The sequence below is a fragment of the Comamonas sp. CMM03 genome, from assembly GCF_019218715.1.
Classification (GTDB): domain Bacteria; phylum Pseudomonadota; class Gammaproteobacteria; order Burkholderiales; family Burkholderiaceae_C; genus Comamonas; species Comamonas terrigena.
The window spans coordinates 357,711-372,770 of sequence record NZ_JAHUXB010000003.1; the positions used below are offsets into that span (position 1 = coordinate 357,711).

The 15,060-nt window shown below is 66.4% G+C and carries 13 protein-coding genes; 6 read left to right on the forward strand and 7 right to left on the reverse strand.

All coding sequences use genetic code 11. The features are described from left to right. Positions 1 to 173: 173 nt before the first annotated feature. Entirely contained in the window at positions 174 to 1,742 is a 1,569-nt protein-coding gene (locus KW830_RS12285; protein ID WP_218333332.1) for an acetyl-CoA hydrolase/transferase family protein, read from the reverse strand. A gap of 386 nt (positions 1,743 to 2,128) precedes the next feature. On the opposite strand from KW830_RS12285, the gene KW830_RS12290 reads away from it, so the two are divergent. From KW830_RS12290 to KW830_RS12315, 6 genes are all read left to right on the forward strand, one after another. Then, complete coding sequence (locus KW830_RS12290) at positions 2,129 to 3,142, forward strand: YihY/virulence factor BrkB family protein (protein ID WP_083520499.1); 1,014 nt, start codon at positions 2,129 to 2,131, stop codon at positions 3,140 to 3,142. 480 nt (positions 3,143 to 3,622) lie between these two features. After that, the gene (locus tag KW830_RS12295; protein WP_066538678.1) at positions 3,623 to 4,486 is read left to right on the forward strand and encodes a branched-chain amino acid ABC transporter permease; all 864 of its coding nucleotides are present in this window, start codon (positions 3,623 to 3,625) and stop codon (positions 4,484 to 4,486) included. Positions 4,487 to 4,488: 2 nt separating this feature from the next. Continuing rightward, on the forward strand, positions 4,489 to 5,463 hold the full coding sequence (locus KW830_RS12300; RefSeq protein WP_192334608.1) for a branched-chain amino acid ABC transporter permease: 975 nt from the start codon (positions 4,489 to 4,491) through the stop codon (positions 5,461 to 5,463). Then, positions 5,450 to 6,214, forward strand: coding sequence for an ABC transporter ATP-binding protein (locus KW830_RS12305; RefSeq protein ID WP_066538681.1), 765 nt, complete (start codon positions 5,450 to 5,452; stop codon positions 6,212 to 6,214). Before KW830_RS12300 ends, KW830_RS12305 begins: the two co-directional genes overlap by 14 nt. Further along, positions 6,201 to 6,908, forward strand: a complete 708-nt coding sequence (locus KW830_RS12310; protein WP_066538682.1) for an ABC transporter ATP-binding protein — start codon at positions 6,201 to 6,203, stop codon at positions 6,906 to 6,908. The genes KW830_RS12305 and KW830_RS12310 overlap by 14 nt, the downstream gene beginning before the upstream one ends. A gap of 100 nt (positions 6,909 to 7,008) precedes the next feature. Beyond that, positions 7,009 to 8,175 carry an ABC transporter substrate-binding protein gene (locus tag KW830_RS12315; RefSeq protein ID WP_192334611.1) on the forward strand — a complete coding sequence of 389 codons (1,167 nt, stop codon included), beginning with the start codon at positions 7,009 to 7,011 and terminating at the stop codon, positions 8,173 to 8,175. 245 nt (positions 8,176 to 8,420) lie between these two features. Here KW830_RS12315 and KW830_RS12320 read toward each other — a convergent pair whose 3' ends face one another. The 6 genes from KW830_RS12320 to badI form a co-directional block, all read right to left on the reverse strand. Continuing rightward, entirely contained in the window at positions 8,421 to 9,194 is a 774-nt protein-coding gene (locus tag KW830_RS12320) for an SDR family oxidoreductase (protein WP_066538686.1), read from the reverse strand. 142 nt (positions 9,195 to 9,336) lie between these two features. Further along, positions 9,337 to 10,140 carry an IclR family transcriptional regulator gene (locus KW830_RS12325; protein WP_066538691.1) on the reverse strand — a complete coding sequence of 268 codons (804 nt, stop codon included), beginning with the start codon at positions 10,138 to 10,140 and terminating at the stop codon, positions 9,337 to 9,339. A 79-nt stretch (positions 10,141 to 10,219) separates the two neighbouring features. Then, positions 10,220 to 11,236 carry a tripartite tricarboxylate transporter substrate binding protein gene (locus KW830_RS12330; protein WP_218333333.1) on the reverse strand — a complete coding sequence of 339 codons (1,017 nt, stop codon included), beginning with the start codon at positions 11,234 to 11,236 and terminating at the stop codon, positions 10,220 to 10,222. Positions 11,237 to 11,352: 116 nt separating this feature from the next. Continuing rightward, positions 11,353 to 13,005: a cyclohexanecarboxylate-CoA ligase gene (gene aliA / locus KW830_RS12335; RefSeq protein ID WP_218333334.1), complete on the reverse strand. Its 1,653-nt coding sequence runs from the start codon at positions 13,003 to 13,005 to the stop codon at positions 11,353 to 11,355. An 84-nt stretch (positions 13,006 to 13,089) separates the two neighbouring features. Continuing rightward, complete coding sequence (gene aliB / locus KW830_RS12340) at positions 13,090 to 14,241, reverse strand: cyclohexanecarboxyl-CoA dehydrogenase (RefSeq protein WP_218333335.1); 1,152 nt, start codon at positions 14,239 to 14,241, stop codon at positions 13,090 to 13,092. Between the two features lie 21 nt (positions 14,242 to 14,262). Further along, the gene (gene badI, locus KW830_RS12345; protein ID WP_066538694.1) at positions 14,263 to 15,045 is read right to left on the reverse strand and encodes a 2-ketocyclohexanecarboxyl-CoA hydrolase; all 783 of its coding nucleotides are present in this window, start codon (positions 15,043 to 15,045) and stop codon (positions 14,263 to 14,265) included. Positions 15,046 to 15,060: the final 15 nt, after the last annotated feature.

Sequence of the window (15,060 nt, forward strand, 5' to 3'; positions counted from 1 at the left end):
CGGCCGGGTGTGCGGGAGGGCCGCGTGCCCCCGGCCTTCAAAACAAGCCCACAACCCCCTAAAAAAACCAAAAAAAGGCGCTGCGATGCAGCGCCTTGGGGGCTGGTGCGGGCGGCGGTGGTGCAGCCTGCGTGTCGTTCCCGTGCCACCCGCCCACGACCCGTGCCGGGAGCCTATGCCGCCCGCACGCAGGGGACCGGTGCGGCCGCGTGCATGCTGCCGGTCTTCAGATAGCGCTGGTGCCAGGCATAGGCCTCTTCCAGCAGGTGGGGTGTGTGCTTGCCCGGGGCATCGCGCAGCGCGCGCTCCAGGTAGTCGGTCATTTCCGCCCGGTAGTCCGGGTGCACGCACTGCGCAATGATCAGCCGCGCGCGCTGCACCGGTGCCAGGCCGCGCAGATCGGCCAGGCCCTGTTCGGTGACGATGACCTGCACATCGTGCTCGGTGTGGTCCACATGGGACACCATGGGCACGATGCAACTGATGTTCCCGCCCTTGGCCATGGACGGTGTCATGAAGATGGACAGGTAGGCATTGCGCGCAAAGTCGCCGCTGCCGCCGATGCCGTTCATGATGGACGAGCCTATCACGTGCGTGCTGTTGACGTTGCCGTACATATCGGCCTCGATCAGCGCGTTCATGGAGATCAGACCCATGCGGCGGATCAGCTCCGGGTGGTTGGAGATCTCCTGCGGGCGCAGGATCACCCGTGAGCGGTAGCGGTCGATGTCGGCCAGAAAGCGTTCCATGGCCGCCGGGCTGAGCGCCAGCGAGGTGGTGGACGCCGTCGCGAGCTTGCCCGATTCCAGCATGTCCAGCATGCCGTCCTGCAGCACTTCGGTGTAGGCGTGCAGCTGCTCGAACGGGCCGTGGTTGAGACCGGCCAGCACCGCGTTGGCGATGTTGCCCACGCCGGACTGCAGGGGCAGCAGCTCGGGCGGCAGGCGGCCCACTTTCACCTCGTGCTGGAGGAAGTCGATGATGTGCTGGGCGATGCGCTGTGAATCGGCATCGGGCGCCGTGAAACCGGCCAGCCTGTCACGCTGCTGCGTGGGCACGACGGCGATCACCTTGTCCAGATCGCAATGCAGGTAGGGGTCGCCAATGCGGTCGTACGGGTGCACCATGGGAATGGGCTTGCGCAGTGGGGGCACAGCCGCGCCGTAGTAGATGTCGTGCATGCCTTCCAGCGCGGCGGGCTGGGCGCTGTTGACTTCCAGAATGATCTTGTCGGCCTGCTCCAGCCAGGTCTTGTTGTTGCCCACCGACGTCGACGGAATCAGGCGCCCGTCGGGCAGGATGCCGGCCACCTCGACCACCGCCACATCCAGGTGGCCCAGGAAGCCGAACCACACATACTGCGCCACATGCGAGAGGTGGATGTCCACGTACTGCATGCGCCCTTCATTGATTTCCTTGCGCACCGTGGGATCGGACTGGTAGGGCAGGCGGCGTTCGATGCCATGCACCTTGGCCAGTGCGCCATCCAGTTCGGCCGAGGTCGAGGCGCCGGTCCACAGGCTGATGCGGAACTGGCCGCCGTGGGCATTCTGTTCCTCGATGCGGCGGGCCAGCGCCTGGGGCACGGCCTTGGGGGCGCCCGCCGGGGTGAAGCCGCTCATGCCCAGCGTCATGCCGGACTGGATCAGGCTGGCGGCCTGGTCGGCCGTCATGATGCGTTCGCGCAATGCGGGGCACAGCACGCGGTCCGCAGGGGATGCGTGGGTGAAGGTGGTGTGCATGGGCTTGTCTCTTCCATGGCACTGTCACTGCGGCAGTGCTTCTGTGGTTTTTTCGGGTTGCACCTTAAGTGCTAACCCGCAGTGTTCCATACCGCCCGGACCGCACGCCAGCGTAGTTGACAAGGGGAAACCCTGATGATTTTTTCAGCAAACGGTAGATGTAATCTGGGCGACATTTCACGTATCCGGCGCAGTGGCGGAGCTTGCAGCAGGCCACTGACCGTGGCCGCAGCCGGGGGGCTGGGACGGCCTGCGCTGTCCCAGCCGCGCCTGGCTCAAGATCCCCCGGCATCCATGCGCCAGGCCGCCCGATGGCGGTGCTGCCGTAGCGCCCACGGCCCGGTGGAGGCTGGCGGTACAGCGCCTGTGCCGCCACAATGGGCCGCATGGCTTTCGACCTCACCCTTTGGAAGCACCGGGCCACACGCCTGCTGCGCCCCGTACAGCCCGTGATCGATTCGGTACAGCTGTGGCTGCAGGCCGATGGATTGCGCATGAGTGCCGCGCTGTCGTTCTACGGCATGCTCAGCCTGTCGCCGCTGCTGCTGCTGATCGTGGCGCTGCTGGGCTGGTGGCTGGATCGCTCGGTGATCGAAAGCGAGCTGCTGGACCAGGCCAGTGCGGTGATGGGCAACCAGGGCGCTTCGGTGCTCAAAGCCGCCATGGCCAGTGCCCAGACCAAGAAGGAAGGCCTGCTGGCATCGGCGCTGAGTCTGGTGCTGCTGGCCTCGGGCGCCACCGGGGTGTTTGCGGAACTGCAGAACTCATTGCGCAAGCTGTGGGTGGTGGGCCGCGATGTGCCGCCCGAGCCCGCCAAACCCTGGTGGAGCATGGCCACCATCCGCCTGCGCGGCCTGGGCTATGTGGTGGTGCTGGGGCTGATGCTGCTGGTGTCCATGGTGCTGTCCACCGGGCTCAAGCTGGCGTCGGACTGGGCCGGCACGGTGCTGCCGATTGCGCCGCTGGGCCAGGTGATGCTGGTGGTCAACGAGTTGGTGTCGTTCGCCGTGTCCGTGGCGCTGTTCTGGGGCGTGATGCGCCTGGGCAGCGGGCCCAAACCCCCGACGCGTTACCTGGTGTTCGGCGCCATGGTGGGCGCGGCGCTGTTCTCCGTGGGCAAACAGGCATTTGCCTGGTATCTGTCCACTGCTGCCGTGGTGTCGGCCTATGGTGCGGCCGGTTCGTTGGTGGTGCTGCTGATGTGGATTTACTTCACCTCGGCCATCCTGCTGTACGCAGCGGCCTGTGCGCGGGCTTTCGGTGCCACCCAGCCCCCGGTGTTCGGCATGCCGCGCAACTGGCAGGACCCGCTGGCGGTCGCGCCGCCGGCCACGGCGCAACCGCCCGTGCCAACCACACCCACCGCGCCGCAACCGGCGTACGGCGGGCTGCAGCACTAGTCCGCGCCTTCCACGCAGAACGCTGCGGCATTACGCCCCGCAGGGTGTGACCCATGGGGCTCCGCAGCGCTGCCGCCGTGCCGGTGGCAGCGGCCGAAGGCTTTGGTCTGGGCAGGCCGTTGTCGATGCGCTGCAGGGATGGATGCGCCGCTCGTCTGTTGTGCTCAGCGCCTTTCGATACGCATGTAGCAAACCGTTTCCGGGGCCTCAGGGTTGTCCCTGGGAACGCGAAAACCGCGGCGGCGCAGCTGTCATCTGCGTTACCCAAAACGGTTGGGGTTTGCCCTTGTGGTTCTGCATTGCAGAACACCCCTCTTGTTTGCAGCCCCTGGCTTGTTGAGCATGGAGACAGCGCGAGGCCCGTGCTGCATGGCAGCAGGGCCTGGTGATCCAGACTCAACAAGGAGCGAGACATGCGTGGTGACACATGGCGCGCCGCCGCCGGGCAACCGGATGGCGGCCGATGGAGGAGGTTCTGAGATGGACGTCTTCCTGCAGCAAGTACTCAACGGCCTGACGCTGGGCGGCATCTACGGCCTGGTGGCCCTGGGCCTGACGCTGGTGTACGGCATTTTGCATGTGCCCAATTTCGCGCACGGCGGTTTCTACATGATCGGTGCCTTTGTGGCACTGCACGCCATGGTGGCCTGGAGCTGGGGCTACTGGTCGGCCATGGTGATGGCGGCGGTGACCGTGGCGGTGCTGGGCATCGTCAGCGAACGGCTGGTGTTCCACCCGCTGCGCAAGGCTTCCCCACTGCACCCCAAGATCGCTTCCATCGGCCTGCTGCTGTTCCTGGAAGCAGGGGCGCAGGCCGTGTGGGGCGCGGACTTCCAGCGCCTGCCCACGCCCTACACCAGCGTGATCGAAATGGGCGGCCTGACGGCCCCGGCCCAGCGCCTGCTGATCATTGCCGCAGCGTTTGCGCTGATGGTGGCGCTGCACCTGTTCCTGACGCGCACCACCACCGGCTCCACCATCATTGCCATGGCGCAGAACCGCGAAGGCGCGTCGCTGGTGGGCATCGATGCCAACCGCGTGGCGATGATGACGTTTGCCATCTCCGGTGCGCTGGCTGCCGTGGCGGCCACGCTGTATGCGCCCATCAACCTGGTCTATCCGGCCATGGGGCAGCTGGTCATCACCAAGGCCTTTGTGATCATCATCCTGGGCGGCATGGGCAGCATCCCGGGGGCGGTGCTGGGCGGGCTGATCATCGGCTTCGCCGAGAGTTTCGGGGCCTACTACATCTCCACCGACTACAAGGACATCATCGCCTTCGTGCTGTTGGTGATCATCCTGTCGCTGCGCCCGCAGGGCCTGTTTGCCAAGAGGGGGCACTGAGCATGAGCGGATTGTTTGACAGCAAACTGGCCTGGGGCGCCCTGCTGCTGCTGGCCATCGCCTTTCCCTGGATCGCCGGCAACGACTACTTCCTGACGGTGATGAGCACGGCCTACATCTTTGCCATCGCCACCCTGGGGCTGAACCTGATCACCGGCTACACCGGTCAGCTGAACCTGGCGCATGCCGGCTTCATGGCGGTGGGGGCGTACACCGTGGGCATTCTGACCGTGGACCACGGCTGGACGTTCTGGGCCTCGCTGCTGATGTCCGGCGTGGTGTGCGTGGCGCTGGGCTATGTGATCGGCATCATCTCGCTGCGTCTCAAAGGCCATTACTTCTCGATCTTCACGCTGTGCGTGGGCTACATCATGTTCCTGGTGATCGAGAAGTGGGAAGGACTGACCCACGGCACGGTGGGCATCATGGGCATCCCCGAGCCCGAGGCCATTGGCGCGCTGACGTTCGACACGCCGCTGAGCCTGTACTACTTCGTGCTGTGCTTTCTGGTGCTGCTGGTGTGGGTGAAGCGCCGCATCGTGAAGTCGCTGCTGGGGCGCACATTCATCGCCATCCGCAACAGCGACGAGCTTGCCGAGGCGCTGGGCATCAACCTGATGCGCAACAAGGTACTGGCCTTCATGCTGAGCGTGTTCTATGCCGGCATTGCCGGGGGCCTGTATGCCGGCTTCGTGCGCTTCATCGGCCCCGACATGGCAGCCGTGCACCACACCTTCGACATGATGATCTTCGCCATGGTGGGCGGCATGGGCACGGTGCTGGGCCCGCTGCTGGGCGCCATCGGCATGCCGTGGATCACACAGTACCTGCAGTTCCTGCAGGAGTTCCGTTTCATCGTGTTCGGCCCCATTTTGGTGGCGCTGGTGATTTTCATGCCCTACGGTGTGGTGGGCAGTTTCATGGCCTGGCGCACACGCCGTGCCACCAAGGAAGGGAAGGCCCATGCTGCAGATTGAACACCTGACCAAGAAGTTCGGTGGGCTGGCCGCGGTCAACGACGTCACTACCACCATCGAGCAAGGCAAGATCAACGCCATCATCGGGCCCAACGGCGCAGGCAAGACCACGTTCTTCAACCTGATCAGCTCCATGCACAAGCCCACCAGCGGCACCATCACTTTCGACGGGCAGGACGTGACCTCGCTGCGCCCGGACCAGGTGGCCCGGCTGGGCGTGGCGCGCACCTTCCAGACCACGGCGCTGTTCGACCGCGCCACGGTGCTGGACAACCTGATCGTGGGCCACCGCCTGCGCACGCAATCCGGTCTCTGGGATGTGCTGCGCGGCTCCAGCCGCCTGCGCGAGGAGGAGCGCGTGTGCCGCGAGAAGGCGCGCGAGGCGCTGGACTTTGTGGGCCTGTCGCCCATCGCCAACCGCGTGGCGGGCGACATCTCGCAGGAAGAGCGCAAGCGCGTGGCGTTCGCGCTGGCGCTGGCCACCGACCCCAAGCTGATGCTGCTCGATGAACCTGCCGGCGGCGTGAACCCGGAGGAAACCGAAGGCCTGGCCGAGCTGATCCGCAAGATCGTGCGCCATGGCATCACGGTGGCGCTGATCGAACACAAGATGGGCATGATCATGAGCCTGGCCGACAAGATCCTGGTGCTGAGCTACGGCGAAAAAATCGCCGAAGGCACACCCGAAGAGATCCGCCGCAACCCTGCGGTGATCGATGCCTACCTGGGGAGCGAGCATGCTGAAATTTGAGAACGTCTCGCTGAAATACGGCAGCTTTCTGGCGCTGGACCAGGTCAGCCTGCATGCGGACAAAGGGGAGCTGGTGGTGCTGCTGGGCGCCAATGGCGCAGGCAAGAGTTCGCTGTTCCTCACGGCCAGCGGGATCCACAAGGCAGCCGGCGGCTCCATCACCTGGGAAGGCCAGGAACTGGTGGGGCAGAAGCCCTCGGCCATCGTGCAGGGCGGTCTGGTGCAGTGCCCCGAAGGGCGCAAGCTGTTCCCGCAGATGACGGTGCAGAAGAACCTGGAGCTGGGCGCCTATGTGCACCGCCGCGATCCGGGGCCCAGCCGCCAGACGCTGGAGGAAGTGCTGGAACTGTTCCCCATCCTGCGCCAGAAGAAGGACGATCCGGCCGGCTCGCTGTCCGGCGGCCAGCAGCAGATGGTGGCCATCGGCCGCGCCATGATGGGACGGCCCAAGGTGCTGCTGCTGGACGAGCCCTCGCTGGGCCTGGCGCCCCTGGTCATCAAGCAGATGTTCGAAGTCATCCAGCGCATCAACCAGGCGGGCACCACGGTGCTGCTGGCCGAGCAGAACGCCTATGCCGCGCTGAAGATTGCCCACCGCGCCTATGTGCTGGAGAACGGCCGCATCGTGCGCGAAGGCAAGCCGGCCGAGCTGCTGGCGGATGACTCCATCCGCAAGGCGTACATCGGGGCCTGACACCCCGCAAAGCATCCAACGCAGCGTGAAGGGGCAGTACTGCCTCTTCCGCGCCGCCACCGATTTTTGGCACGCGAAACCCATACACAAGGAGACAACCATGCGCGCATTTCCCCAATTCACCCGCCGCCAGCTGACGGGCCTGGCCCTGGCCTGCGCGGCCGTGGCCGCCGGTCCTGCGATGGCCCAGGAAGTGGTCAAGATCGGCTACTCCGGCCCGCTGTCGGGCGGCGCCGCGCAGTACGGCAAGAACGCGCTGGACGGCATGCAGATGGCCGTGGCCGAGATCAATGCGGCCAACCCCGAGATCGCCGGCAAGAAGGTCAAGTACGAGATCGTTCCGCTGGACGACAAGTACAACCCGTCCGAGACCGCCATCAACGCCCAGCGCCTGGTGCAGCAGCACAAGACGGCGGCCATTCTGGTGCCGCATTCGGGCGGCATCTACGCGCTGCAGACCACCAACGAACGCAGCAACTTCATCGTGCTGGCCTATAGCTCGGTGCCGCAGATCACGGCGCGCGGCAACAAGCTGACGCTGCGCATTCCGCCCGAGTTCACCAGCTACATAGACCCCTTCTCCAAGTACGTGATGAACCGCTTTGGCAAGAAGGTGGCCATGGTCGGTGCCGACCACGATTACGCCAAGGCCTGGGCGGCGGCGTTCAAGCCTGGCTGGGAAAAGCTGGGCGGCACCGTGGTGGCCGAAAACCCCATGAGCTACAACCGCGCCACCGACTTCTACAGCGGCGTGAGCAAGGCGCTGGCGGCCAAGCCCGACGTGCTGTTCGTGGGCGGTGCATCCGAGCCCACGGCCCTGGTGGTCAAGCAGGCGCGCGAGCTGGGCTTCAAGGGCGGCTTCATCATCATGGACCAGGCCAAGCTGGATGAAATGTCCCGCGTGGTCGGCGGCTATGCCACGCTGGAAGGTGCCATCGGCGTGATGCCGGTGTCCGAAGACACCAAGCCGGCCAACCAGGCCTTTGTCAAACGCTTTGGCCAGATGTTCCCGGGCCGCGTGCCGGGTTCGGAAGCGCAGTGGAACTACACCGCCGTGCACGCCACGGCCAAGGCCATGCAGCTGGCCGGCACCTACAGCGATGCCAAGGCCATCCACGCCAAGCTCAACGATGCCTACAAGGCACTGGCCCCCGATGTGAACCCCGGTGGCGTGATGGGCGTGGACGACAAGGGCGGCACCCTGACCACGGAACGCGGCGCGGCGGTGAAGGACGGCAAGATCGAAGCCGTTTCCACCGTCAAGTGAGCTGCACGCCGCAGCGGTACCGCCAGCCGGTCTGCGGACCGGCGGGGACTGTTCCCTGCGGCATCCGTGCCATCGAAAAAACGCACCTCCGGGTGCGTTTTTTCTTCCCTCGCGGACGGGGAAATGCACGAGGGGTAATGGGTGCGAGGAGGGCTTTGCACCCCGTGAAAACACAACAGCTCCCGATGAAGGAGCTGCTGCAAAGAGGGTGTGCAAGCGCCTGCGCGGTGCAGGCGCTGCGCGGATCAGAACAGGCTGGCGCCGCCGTCGATCACCAGGGCCTGGCCCGTCATGTGGCGCGAGGCATCGGAGGCTAGATAGGCCACGGCGCCCTTCAGGTCCTCTTCGTTGCCGATGCGGCGCAGCGGCGCGCGCGCGATGATGGCGTCGCCGATCTTGTCGATCAGGCCGTTGGCCAGCTTGCTGGGGAAGAAGCCCGGGCAGATCGAGTTGACGCGGATGCCATACGGTCCCCATTCCGATGCCAGCACCTTGGCCAGGTGCACGGCCGCGGCCTTGGAGGTGTTGTAGGCCACGGTGTTCATCCCGGGTGGCGTGCCCTTGAAGGCGGCGACCGAGGCGGTGATGATCACATTGCCGCGGCCCTTGGGAATCATCACGCGCTTGCCCACTTCGCGGGTCAGAAAGAACGGCGCGTTGACGTTCAGGTTCATCACCTTGTGCCAGGCTTCGTCGGGATAGTCCTCGGCCTTGGCACCCCAGGTGGCCCCGGCGTTGTTGACCAGGATGTCGATGTCCTTGCAGCGTGCCAGCACGTCGTCCACCAGACCGGGAATGCTGTCGAATTTCTGCAGGTCGTTGGTGAAGGTTTCCACCTCGTAGCCCAGCCCTTGCAGGTGCGCCTTGGCCTCGGCCAGTTCATCGGCCTTGCGGGCGGTGATGGCCAGTCTTGCCCCCATCTCGCCCAGGGCTTCGGCCATTTGCAGGCCCAGGCCGCGCGAGCCGCCGGTGATCAGGGCGGTCTTGCCCGTCAGGTCAAACAATGCTTTCACGCTCATGGACTGTCTCCTTCTAGGAATGGGGAAAAGGCGTTGAAATTCACGGCACATGCTAGGGCGTGCGCCGGTGCGGCGCTGTCCTCTAGGTAACTGTGCGTCCTGCGCGGGACAGGCGGCGACAGGAGGGGGAAAGAAGCGCGCCTCAGGCCTTGTAGATGGCCTGCTGCAGACGGCGCACCATGCGCTCCAGCTCGGGCTTGGCGCGCTGCATCAGGAATTCGGGCGAGACCAGCCGCGTGGGCCCGCCGCAGCTGATGACCATCAGCGGCAGCCCGCGCCCGGGCGAGAACGCCAGCGCGATGGCATTGACATGCTCCAGCCAGTCGCCGAAGGAGCAGGTCAGCCAGGGCTGGGCACGTTCCTTGGCTGCAGGCCACAGCGGCGCCTGGGCCTGCGCCGCTGCCCATTGTTCGGGGGCGTGGGCCTGCAGATAGTCCAGCGCTTCCTGCCGGTCGGCGGCCGAGCAGGCGGCCAGCCAGGCGCGGCCCATGGCCGTGGTGGCCAGCGGAATGCGCGAGCCCATATCCAGATCCGAGACGATGGGTTGCGGGCAGGGGCAGTGCTCGATGTAGAGCATGTTGTGCCGGTCGCGCGTACCCAGCGCGATCTCGGCCTGGGCAAAGTCGGCCAGGCGCTGCATCAGCGGCCGTGCAATCTGGCGCACATCCAGCCCGGTCAGCATGGCGCTGCCCAGGGCCAGCGTGGCCGTGCCCAGGCGGTATTTGCCGGCATCAGGCACATGGATCAGATAGCCCAGCATGGTGAGCGTGCGTGTGAGGCGCGACACCGTGGATTTGGGCAGACCGCAGCGCTGCGCGATCTCCTGGTTGCCCAGCAGCTTCTCGCCCGAGCGAAAGCAGGACAGCACCTCCAGCCCGCGCGCCAGCGCCGTCACAAAGTGGCGATCGTCTTCCGGTGCGGTAGTGGACAGCTGGGGGGCGGGCATGGCGCCACCTTAGGGCAAGCCGGTCGGCGGCGCTGTCACGTGGGTGCAGCGGGCCATGGGGACGGCTGCGGCCTGCGCTTCATTCCGCGCGGATCTTCTGCTGGGCAATCAAGGTGCCCAGCAACTGCGCTTCCTGCTGCAGCTTGGCCTTGAAAGCCAGGGTGGCCAGGGGCACAGTTTCCGCACCCAGATCCGCATACCGGCGCGCCACATCCGGGTGGGCCAGGGCCTGGGCCACGGCGGCATCCATGCGGCGTATAACGGCCTCGGGCGTGCCCTTGGGCGCCCACATGCCGAACCAGATGTCCAGGTCCGCACCCGGAAAGCCCTGCTCGGCCACGGTGGGCACATCGGGGAAGAAGGGCGAACGCTTGCTGCTGACAATGCCCAGCAGCCGGACCTTGCCGCTGCGGATATGCTGGAATGCGATTCCCGGGTCGCAGACGAAGTCGGCCTGGTTGGCCATCACGTCCTGCAAGGCCGGGGCAGCACCCCGGTAGGGGGCATGCACAAAGTCCACCTTGGTGGCCTGTTTGAACAGCTCGCAGGCCAGATGGGGCGCGGTGCCGGTGCCGGCCGAGGCGAACGACAGCTCCTTGCCCGGCGTGCTGCCCAGCCGGACCAGGGAGGGCACATCGGTGGCGGCCAAGCCCGGGCGGCTCACCAGGTACATCTGGGTTTTGCCCAGGCCGGCCACCGGCAGCAGGTCCCTGGCCGGCAGCACGGGAAATTTGAACAGCGAGGGGTTGGCCGTCTCCACCGTGGTGGGCGCCACCAGAAAGGTATGCCCGTCCGCCGGGGCACGGGCCACCTCTGCCACGGCAATATTGCCGCTGGCACCGGGCTTGTTGTCGATGACCACCGGCTGCCCCAACTGGTCCGACAGGGCTTTGCCCACCAGGCGGGCCATCACATCGGTGGTGCCACCCGGGGCGAAGCCGACCACGATGCGCAAGGGTTTGGCAGGCCACACCGGATCGGCGGCCAGCGCCGTTCCGGCCAGCCACAGCGCTGCACAGGCAGCGGCCGCCTGGGCGAGCGCATGGCGGCGCGGGGGCCGTGGCCTGTAGGCGAAAGGGCGCAGGGTGGTTGTCATCGCAGTCTCCTTGGCTCGGGTGAGGACGGCCCCCGGCCGTGGGTGTGCACGGCCCGGGGACAACGCAGGTGTGGGCCCCTTCCATACGGGGCCACCGGACGCGGGGGATGCTGTGGCTAGGCGGAAGGAGAGAGCAGGGCGACCAGTTGCTCGCGCAGGCGGAATTTCTGGATCTTTCCGGAGGGCGTGGCCGGCATGGCGGGCAGCACTTCCAGCCGCTCGGGGATGTACTGCGTGGTCAGCTGCTGGGCCTTGAAATACGCCACCATGTCGTCAAAGCCCAGCTGCTGCCCGGGGCGGGTGACCACAAAGGCGCAGGCCCGCTCGCCCAGGCGCGCATCGGGAAAGCCCACCACGGCGGCCTGCAGCACCGCAGGGTGCTTGTAGAGCAGGGTCTCCACTTCCAGCACGGGAATGTTTTCGCCGCCGCGGATGATCACATCCTTGCTGCGACCGGTGATGCGCAGATAGCCCTGGGCATCAATACGGGCCTGGTCGCCGGTGTCGAACCAGTCCTCGGCATCGGTGCCGTTCAGATGCGGGCGCTTCAGGTAGCCGCCAAAGTTGGAGCAGGCGCGCAACCACAGCTGGCCGGTGGTCCCGGCGGGCAGGCTGCGGCCGTCGATGTCCACCACCTTGATCTCCACGCCGGGCAGCGGCAGGCCGTCGGTGTGTACGGCGCGTTCGTCGGCATCCTCGGGGCGGATCAGGGTGACGGCGCCGTTCTCGGTCATGCCCCAGGCCGACACGATCTTGGCGCCCAGGGCGCTGCGCGCCTGTTCGACCAGCGGGCCGGGAATGGGCGCGCCGGCACACAGAAAGGTCTTCAGTGTGGGCACGGGCTGGCCGGACTCCGCCACCACGCGCGCCAGGTCGCTGAGGAAGGGGGTGGACGCCATGGTGAAGCTCACCCCTTCGTCGCGAATGATCTGCGCCGCCTTGGCGGGTTCCCACAGGTCCTGCAGCACCACGCGGGCACCCAGCATGACGGGCATCATCAGCCCGTATAGAAAACCGGTCTGGTGGGCCATGGGCGAAGCCATCAGCACCACATCATCGGCGCCCAGGTGCAAGCGTTCGGCATAGGCCCAGATGTTGGCGCTGACGGTGTTGGCGGTGTGCATCACGCCCTTGGGCTCGCCGGTGGTGCCGGAGGTGTACATCAGCTGCGTCACATCGTCGGCCGTGGGGCGTGTGGCGTGCAGGATGGCGGCGGCGTCTTCCGCTTCCTCCCAGGCCGGTTCAGTCAGCGCCGCTTCGAACGATTCGGCACCGGTGCCGCCCACCACCAGCAGATGCTGCAGCTGCGGCAGTTCCGGGCGCAGCTGGCGCAGCATGGCGGCATGGTCAAAGTTGCGAAAGCGCTGCGGCACCACCATGACCTTGGCCTCGCCATGCTGGAGCATGAAGCGCAGCTCCCGCTCCCGGAAAATGGGCATCAGCGGGTTCAGTACCGCCCCGATGCGCGCTGAGGCCAGGTACAGCAGCGTGAACTGCCACCAGTTCGGCAGCTGGCAGGCCACCATATCGTTGCGGCGCACGCCCAGGCGGTGCAGACCCACGGCCATGCGGTCAGCCATGCGCGCCAGCTCCGCGTAGCTGAAGCGGCGCACCGCGTCGTCTTCGGTGCGCCAGGCGGTCAGGGCCAGCTGCTGGGGGCGCTCGCGCACGGCCTGGTCCAGTGCGTCGTTGATGGTCTGGTCGCGCCAGTGCCCAGCTTGCAGGTTGCGGGCGCGGCGGGGGGGGATCAGGACGGCGTCAAATTCCATGGAAGCTCTCCACAGGCAAAGGGGATGGCGCGAGAACGGGGCGTGGTGCTGCGCGCCAGGAGGGAAGCTGGGTGCGCGCTGCCGTCAGATCGGCACCGCCTGGCGTCCGGCACGCGTGCGCGCAATGATGGTTTTCATGATCTGGGCGGTGCCGTCGCCGATCTGGAAGCCCAGCACATCGCGCAGGCGCTGCTCCATCAGACCGCGGTCATAGCCGCCATGCCCATGGGTCAGCAGGCACTGGTGAATGGCGTCGTAGGCCAGCTTCGGGGCCCACCATTTGCACATCGCGGCCTCGGCGCTGTGCGGCAGATGGCGGTCCTTGAGCCACAGCGCCTGCAGGCACAGCAGCCGCGCGGCGGTGACCTGGGTGTCGAAATCCGCCAGCGGGTGGCTGACACCCTGGAACGCCGTCAGCGGTGCGCCAAAGGCCTCGCGCTGTGCGGCATAGGCCCAGCTTTCGTCCAGCGCCGTGCGGGCCACGGACAGTACCTGCAGCCCGATCAGCGCGCGGGAAAAATCAAAGCCCTGCATCACCTGCACAAAGCCCTTGTTTTCCGCCCCCAGCCGGTGGTCGACGGGGACGCGCACATTCTCGAAGAACAGCGAACCCCGGCCGATGGCGCGCTGGCCATGGCAGTCGAAACGGCTGCGGGTGATGCCGGGCAGGTCCATAGGGACCAGCAGCGCGGTCACGCCATGGGCGCCGGATTCCACCGTGCCCGTACGCCCGAACACCACGGCAATGTCGCACTGGTCGGCGGCCGAGATCGATGTCTTCTCGCCATTCAGCAGATAGTGGTCGCCCTGGCGTTCCACCCGCAGGCGCAGGCTGGCAGCGTCCGATCCGCCGCGCGGCTCGGTCAGCGCAATCGCACACAGGGCCTCGCCGGCGATCAGCTTGTCCAGCCAGGGCTGCACCACGCTGCGCTCGCCGTGCTGGGACAGGATCTGTCCATTCAGCGAGGCCAGCAGATTGATGTAGCTCAGGGACAGATCCGCCGCCGCAATCGCTTCATGGATCACGCCGGCCGCCAGGCAGCCCATGCTCTGGCCGCCCACGGCTTCGGGCAGCTCGGGGGCGATGAAGCCCATCTGCCCCATCTCGCGCATCAGCGCACGGTCCAGCACGCGGGTCTGGTCCCGCTCCAGGAAACCCGGGGCCACACGGCCCTGGGCAAAGCGCTGGGCATGTTCAGCCAGCGTCAGCAGGTCATCGTCCAGATAGGGGTTCATGGTCATTCCTTGGAGTGCGGGCTACTTCGCGTATTTGCGGAAATCGGGCTGGCGCTTGTCCTTCAGGGCGTTCACCCCCTCGCGCGACTCCTCGGTGTCGTAGTACAGCTTCAGCGCATACATGCCCATGCCGGCAATGCCCGCCTGGTGGGCCGTGTCCATGTTGAAGCTGCGCTTGGCAATGGCAATGGCCGTGGGGCTGCGCTGGCAGATGGTCTCGGCCCACTCCTGCACCGTGGCGTCCAGCTGGTCGTGCGGCACGCAGATATTGGCCAGCCCCATGTCCACGGCCTCCTGGCCGGAATAGCGCTTGTTCAGGTACCAGATCTCGCGCGCCTTCTTCTCGCCCACCACACGGGCCAGAAAGGCCGTGCCGTAGCCGGGGTCGACCGAGCCCATCTTGGGCCCCACCTGGCCCAGGATGGCCTTGTCGGACACGATGGTCAGATCGCAGATGGTGGCCAGCACATTGCCGCCGCCGATGGCATAGCCCTGCACGCGGGCAATCACCGGCTTGGGCACATCGCGGATGGCGGTGTGCAGCTCTTCCATCGGCAGGCCGATGGTGCCGCGCCCGTCATAGTTGCCGTTGTGGGCCGACTGGTCGCCACCGGTGCAGAAGGCCTTGTCGCCCGCACCGGCCAGCACGATGCAGCCCACGTCGCGGTCATAGCCCGCCTTGTTCAGCGCCCGGATGATCTCGTCGCAGGTCTGGCCGCGAAACGCGTTCATCTTGTCGGGGCGGTTGATGGTGATCCAGGCCACACCGTTCCGGATCTCGTAGAGGATGTCTTCGAATTGCATAGCAGTCTCCCTGGC

What these genes read in the sequence shown, in the direction of transcription:
- KW830_RS12325 (WP_066538691.1), bottom strand. Translation starts at nt 10,140, where the DNA reads ATGCCCGCCCCCCAGCTGTCCACTACCGCACCGGAAGACGATCGCCAC.
- badI (WP_066538694.1), bottom strand. Translation starts at nt 15,045, where the DNA reads ATGCAATTCGAAGACATCCTCTACGAGATCCGGAACGGTGTGGCCTGG.
- KW830_RS12300 (WP_192334608.1), top strand. Translation starts at nt 4,489, where the DNA reads ATGAGCGGATTGTTTGACAGCAAACTGGCCTGGGGCGCCCTGCTGCTG.
- KW830_RS12330 (WP_218333333.1), bottom strand. Translation starts at nt 11,236, where the DNA reads ATGACAACCACCCTGCGCCCTTTCGCCTACAGGCCACGGCCCCCGCGC.
- aliB (WP_218333335.1), bottom strand. Translation starts at nt 14,241, where the DNA reads ATGAACCCCTATCTGGACGATGACCTGCTGACGCTGGCTGAACATGCC.
- KW830_RS12295 (WP_066538678.1), top strand. Translation starts at nt 3,623, where the DNA reads ATGGACGTCTTCCTGCAGCAAGTACTCAACGGCCTGACGCTGGGCGGC.
- KW830_RS12315 (WP_192334611.1), top strand. Translation starts at nt 7,009, where the DNA reads ATGCGCGCATTTCCCCAATTCACCCGCCGCCAGCTGACGGGCCTGGCC.
- KW830_RS12285 (WP_218333332.1), bottom strand. Translation starts at nt 1,742, where the DNA reads ATGCACACCACCTTCACCCACGCATCCCCTGCGGACCGCGTGCTGTGC.
- aliA (WP_218333334.1), bottom strand. Translation starts at nt 13,005, where the DNA reads ATGGAATTTGACGCCGTCCTGATCCCCCCCCGCCGCGCCCGCAACCTG.
- KW830_RS12290 (WP_083520499.1), top strand. Translation starts at nt 2,129, where the DNA reads ATGGCTTTCGACCTCACCCTTTGGAAGCACCGGGCCACACGCCTGCTG.
- KW830_RS12310 (WP_066538682.1), top strand. Translation starts at nt 6,201, where the DNA reads ATGCTGAAATTTGAGAACGTCTCGCTGAAATACGGCAGCTTTCTGGCG.
- KW830_RS12320 (WP_066538686.1), bottom strand. Translation starts at nt 9,194, where the DNA reads ATGAGCGTGAAAGCATTGTTTGACCTGACGGGCAAGACCGCCCTGATC.
- KW830_RS12305 (WP_066538681.1), top strand. Translation starts at nt 5,450, where the DNA reads ATGCTGCAGATTGAACACCTGACCAAGAAGTTCGGTGGGCTGGCCGCG.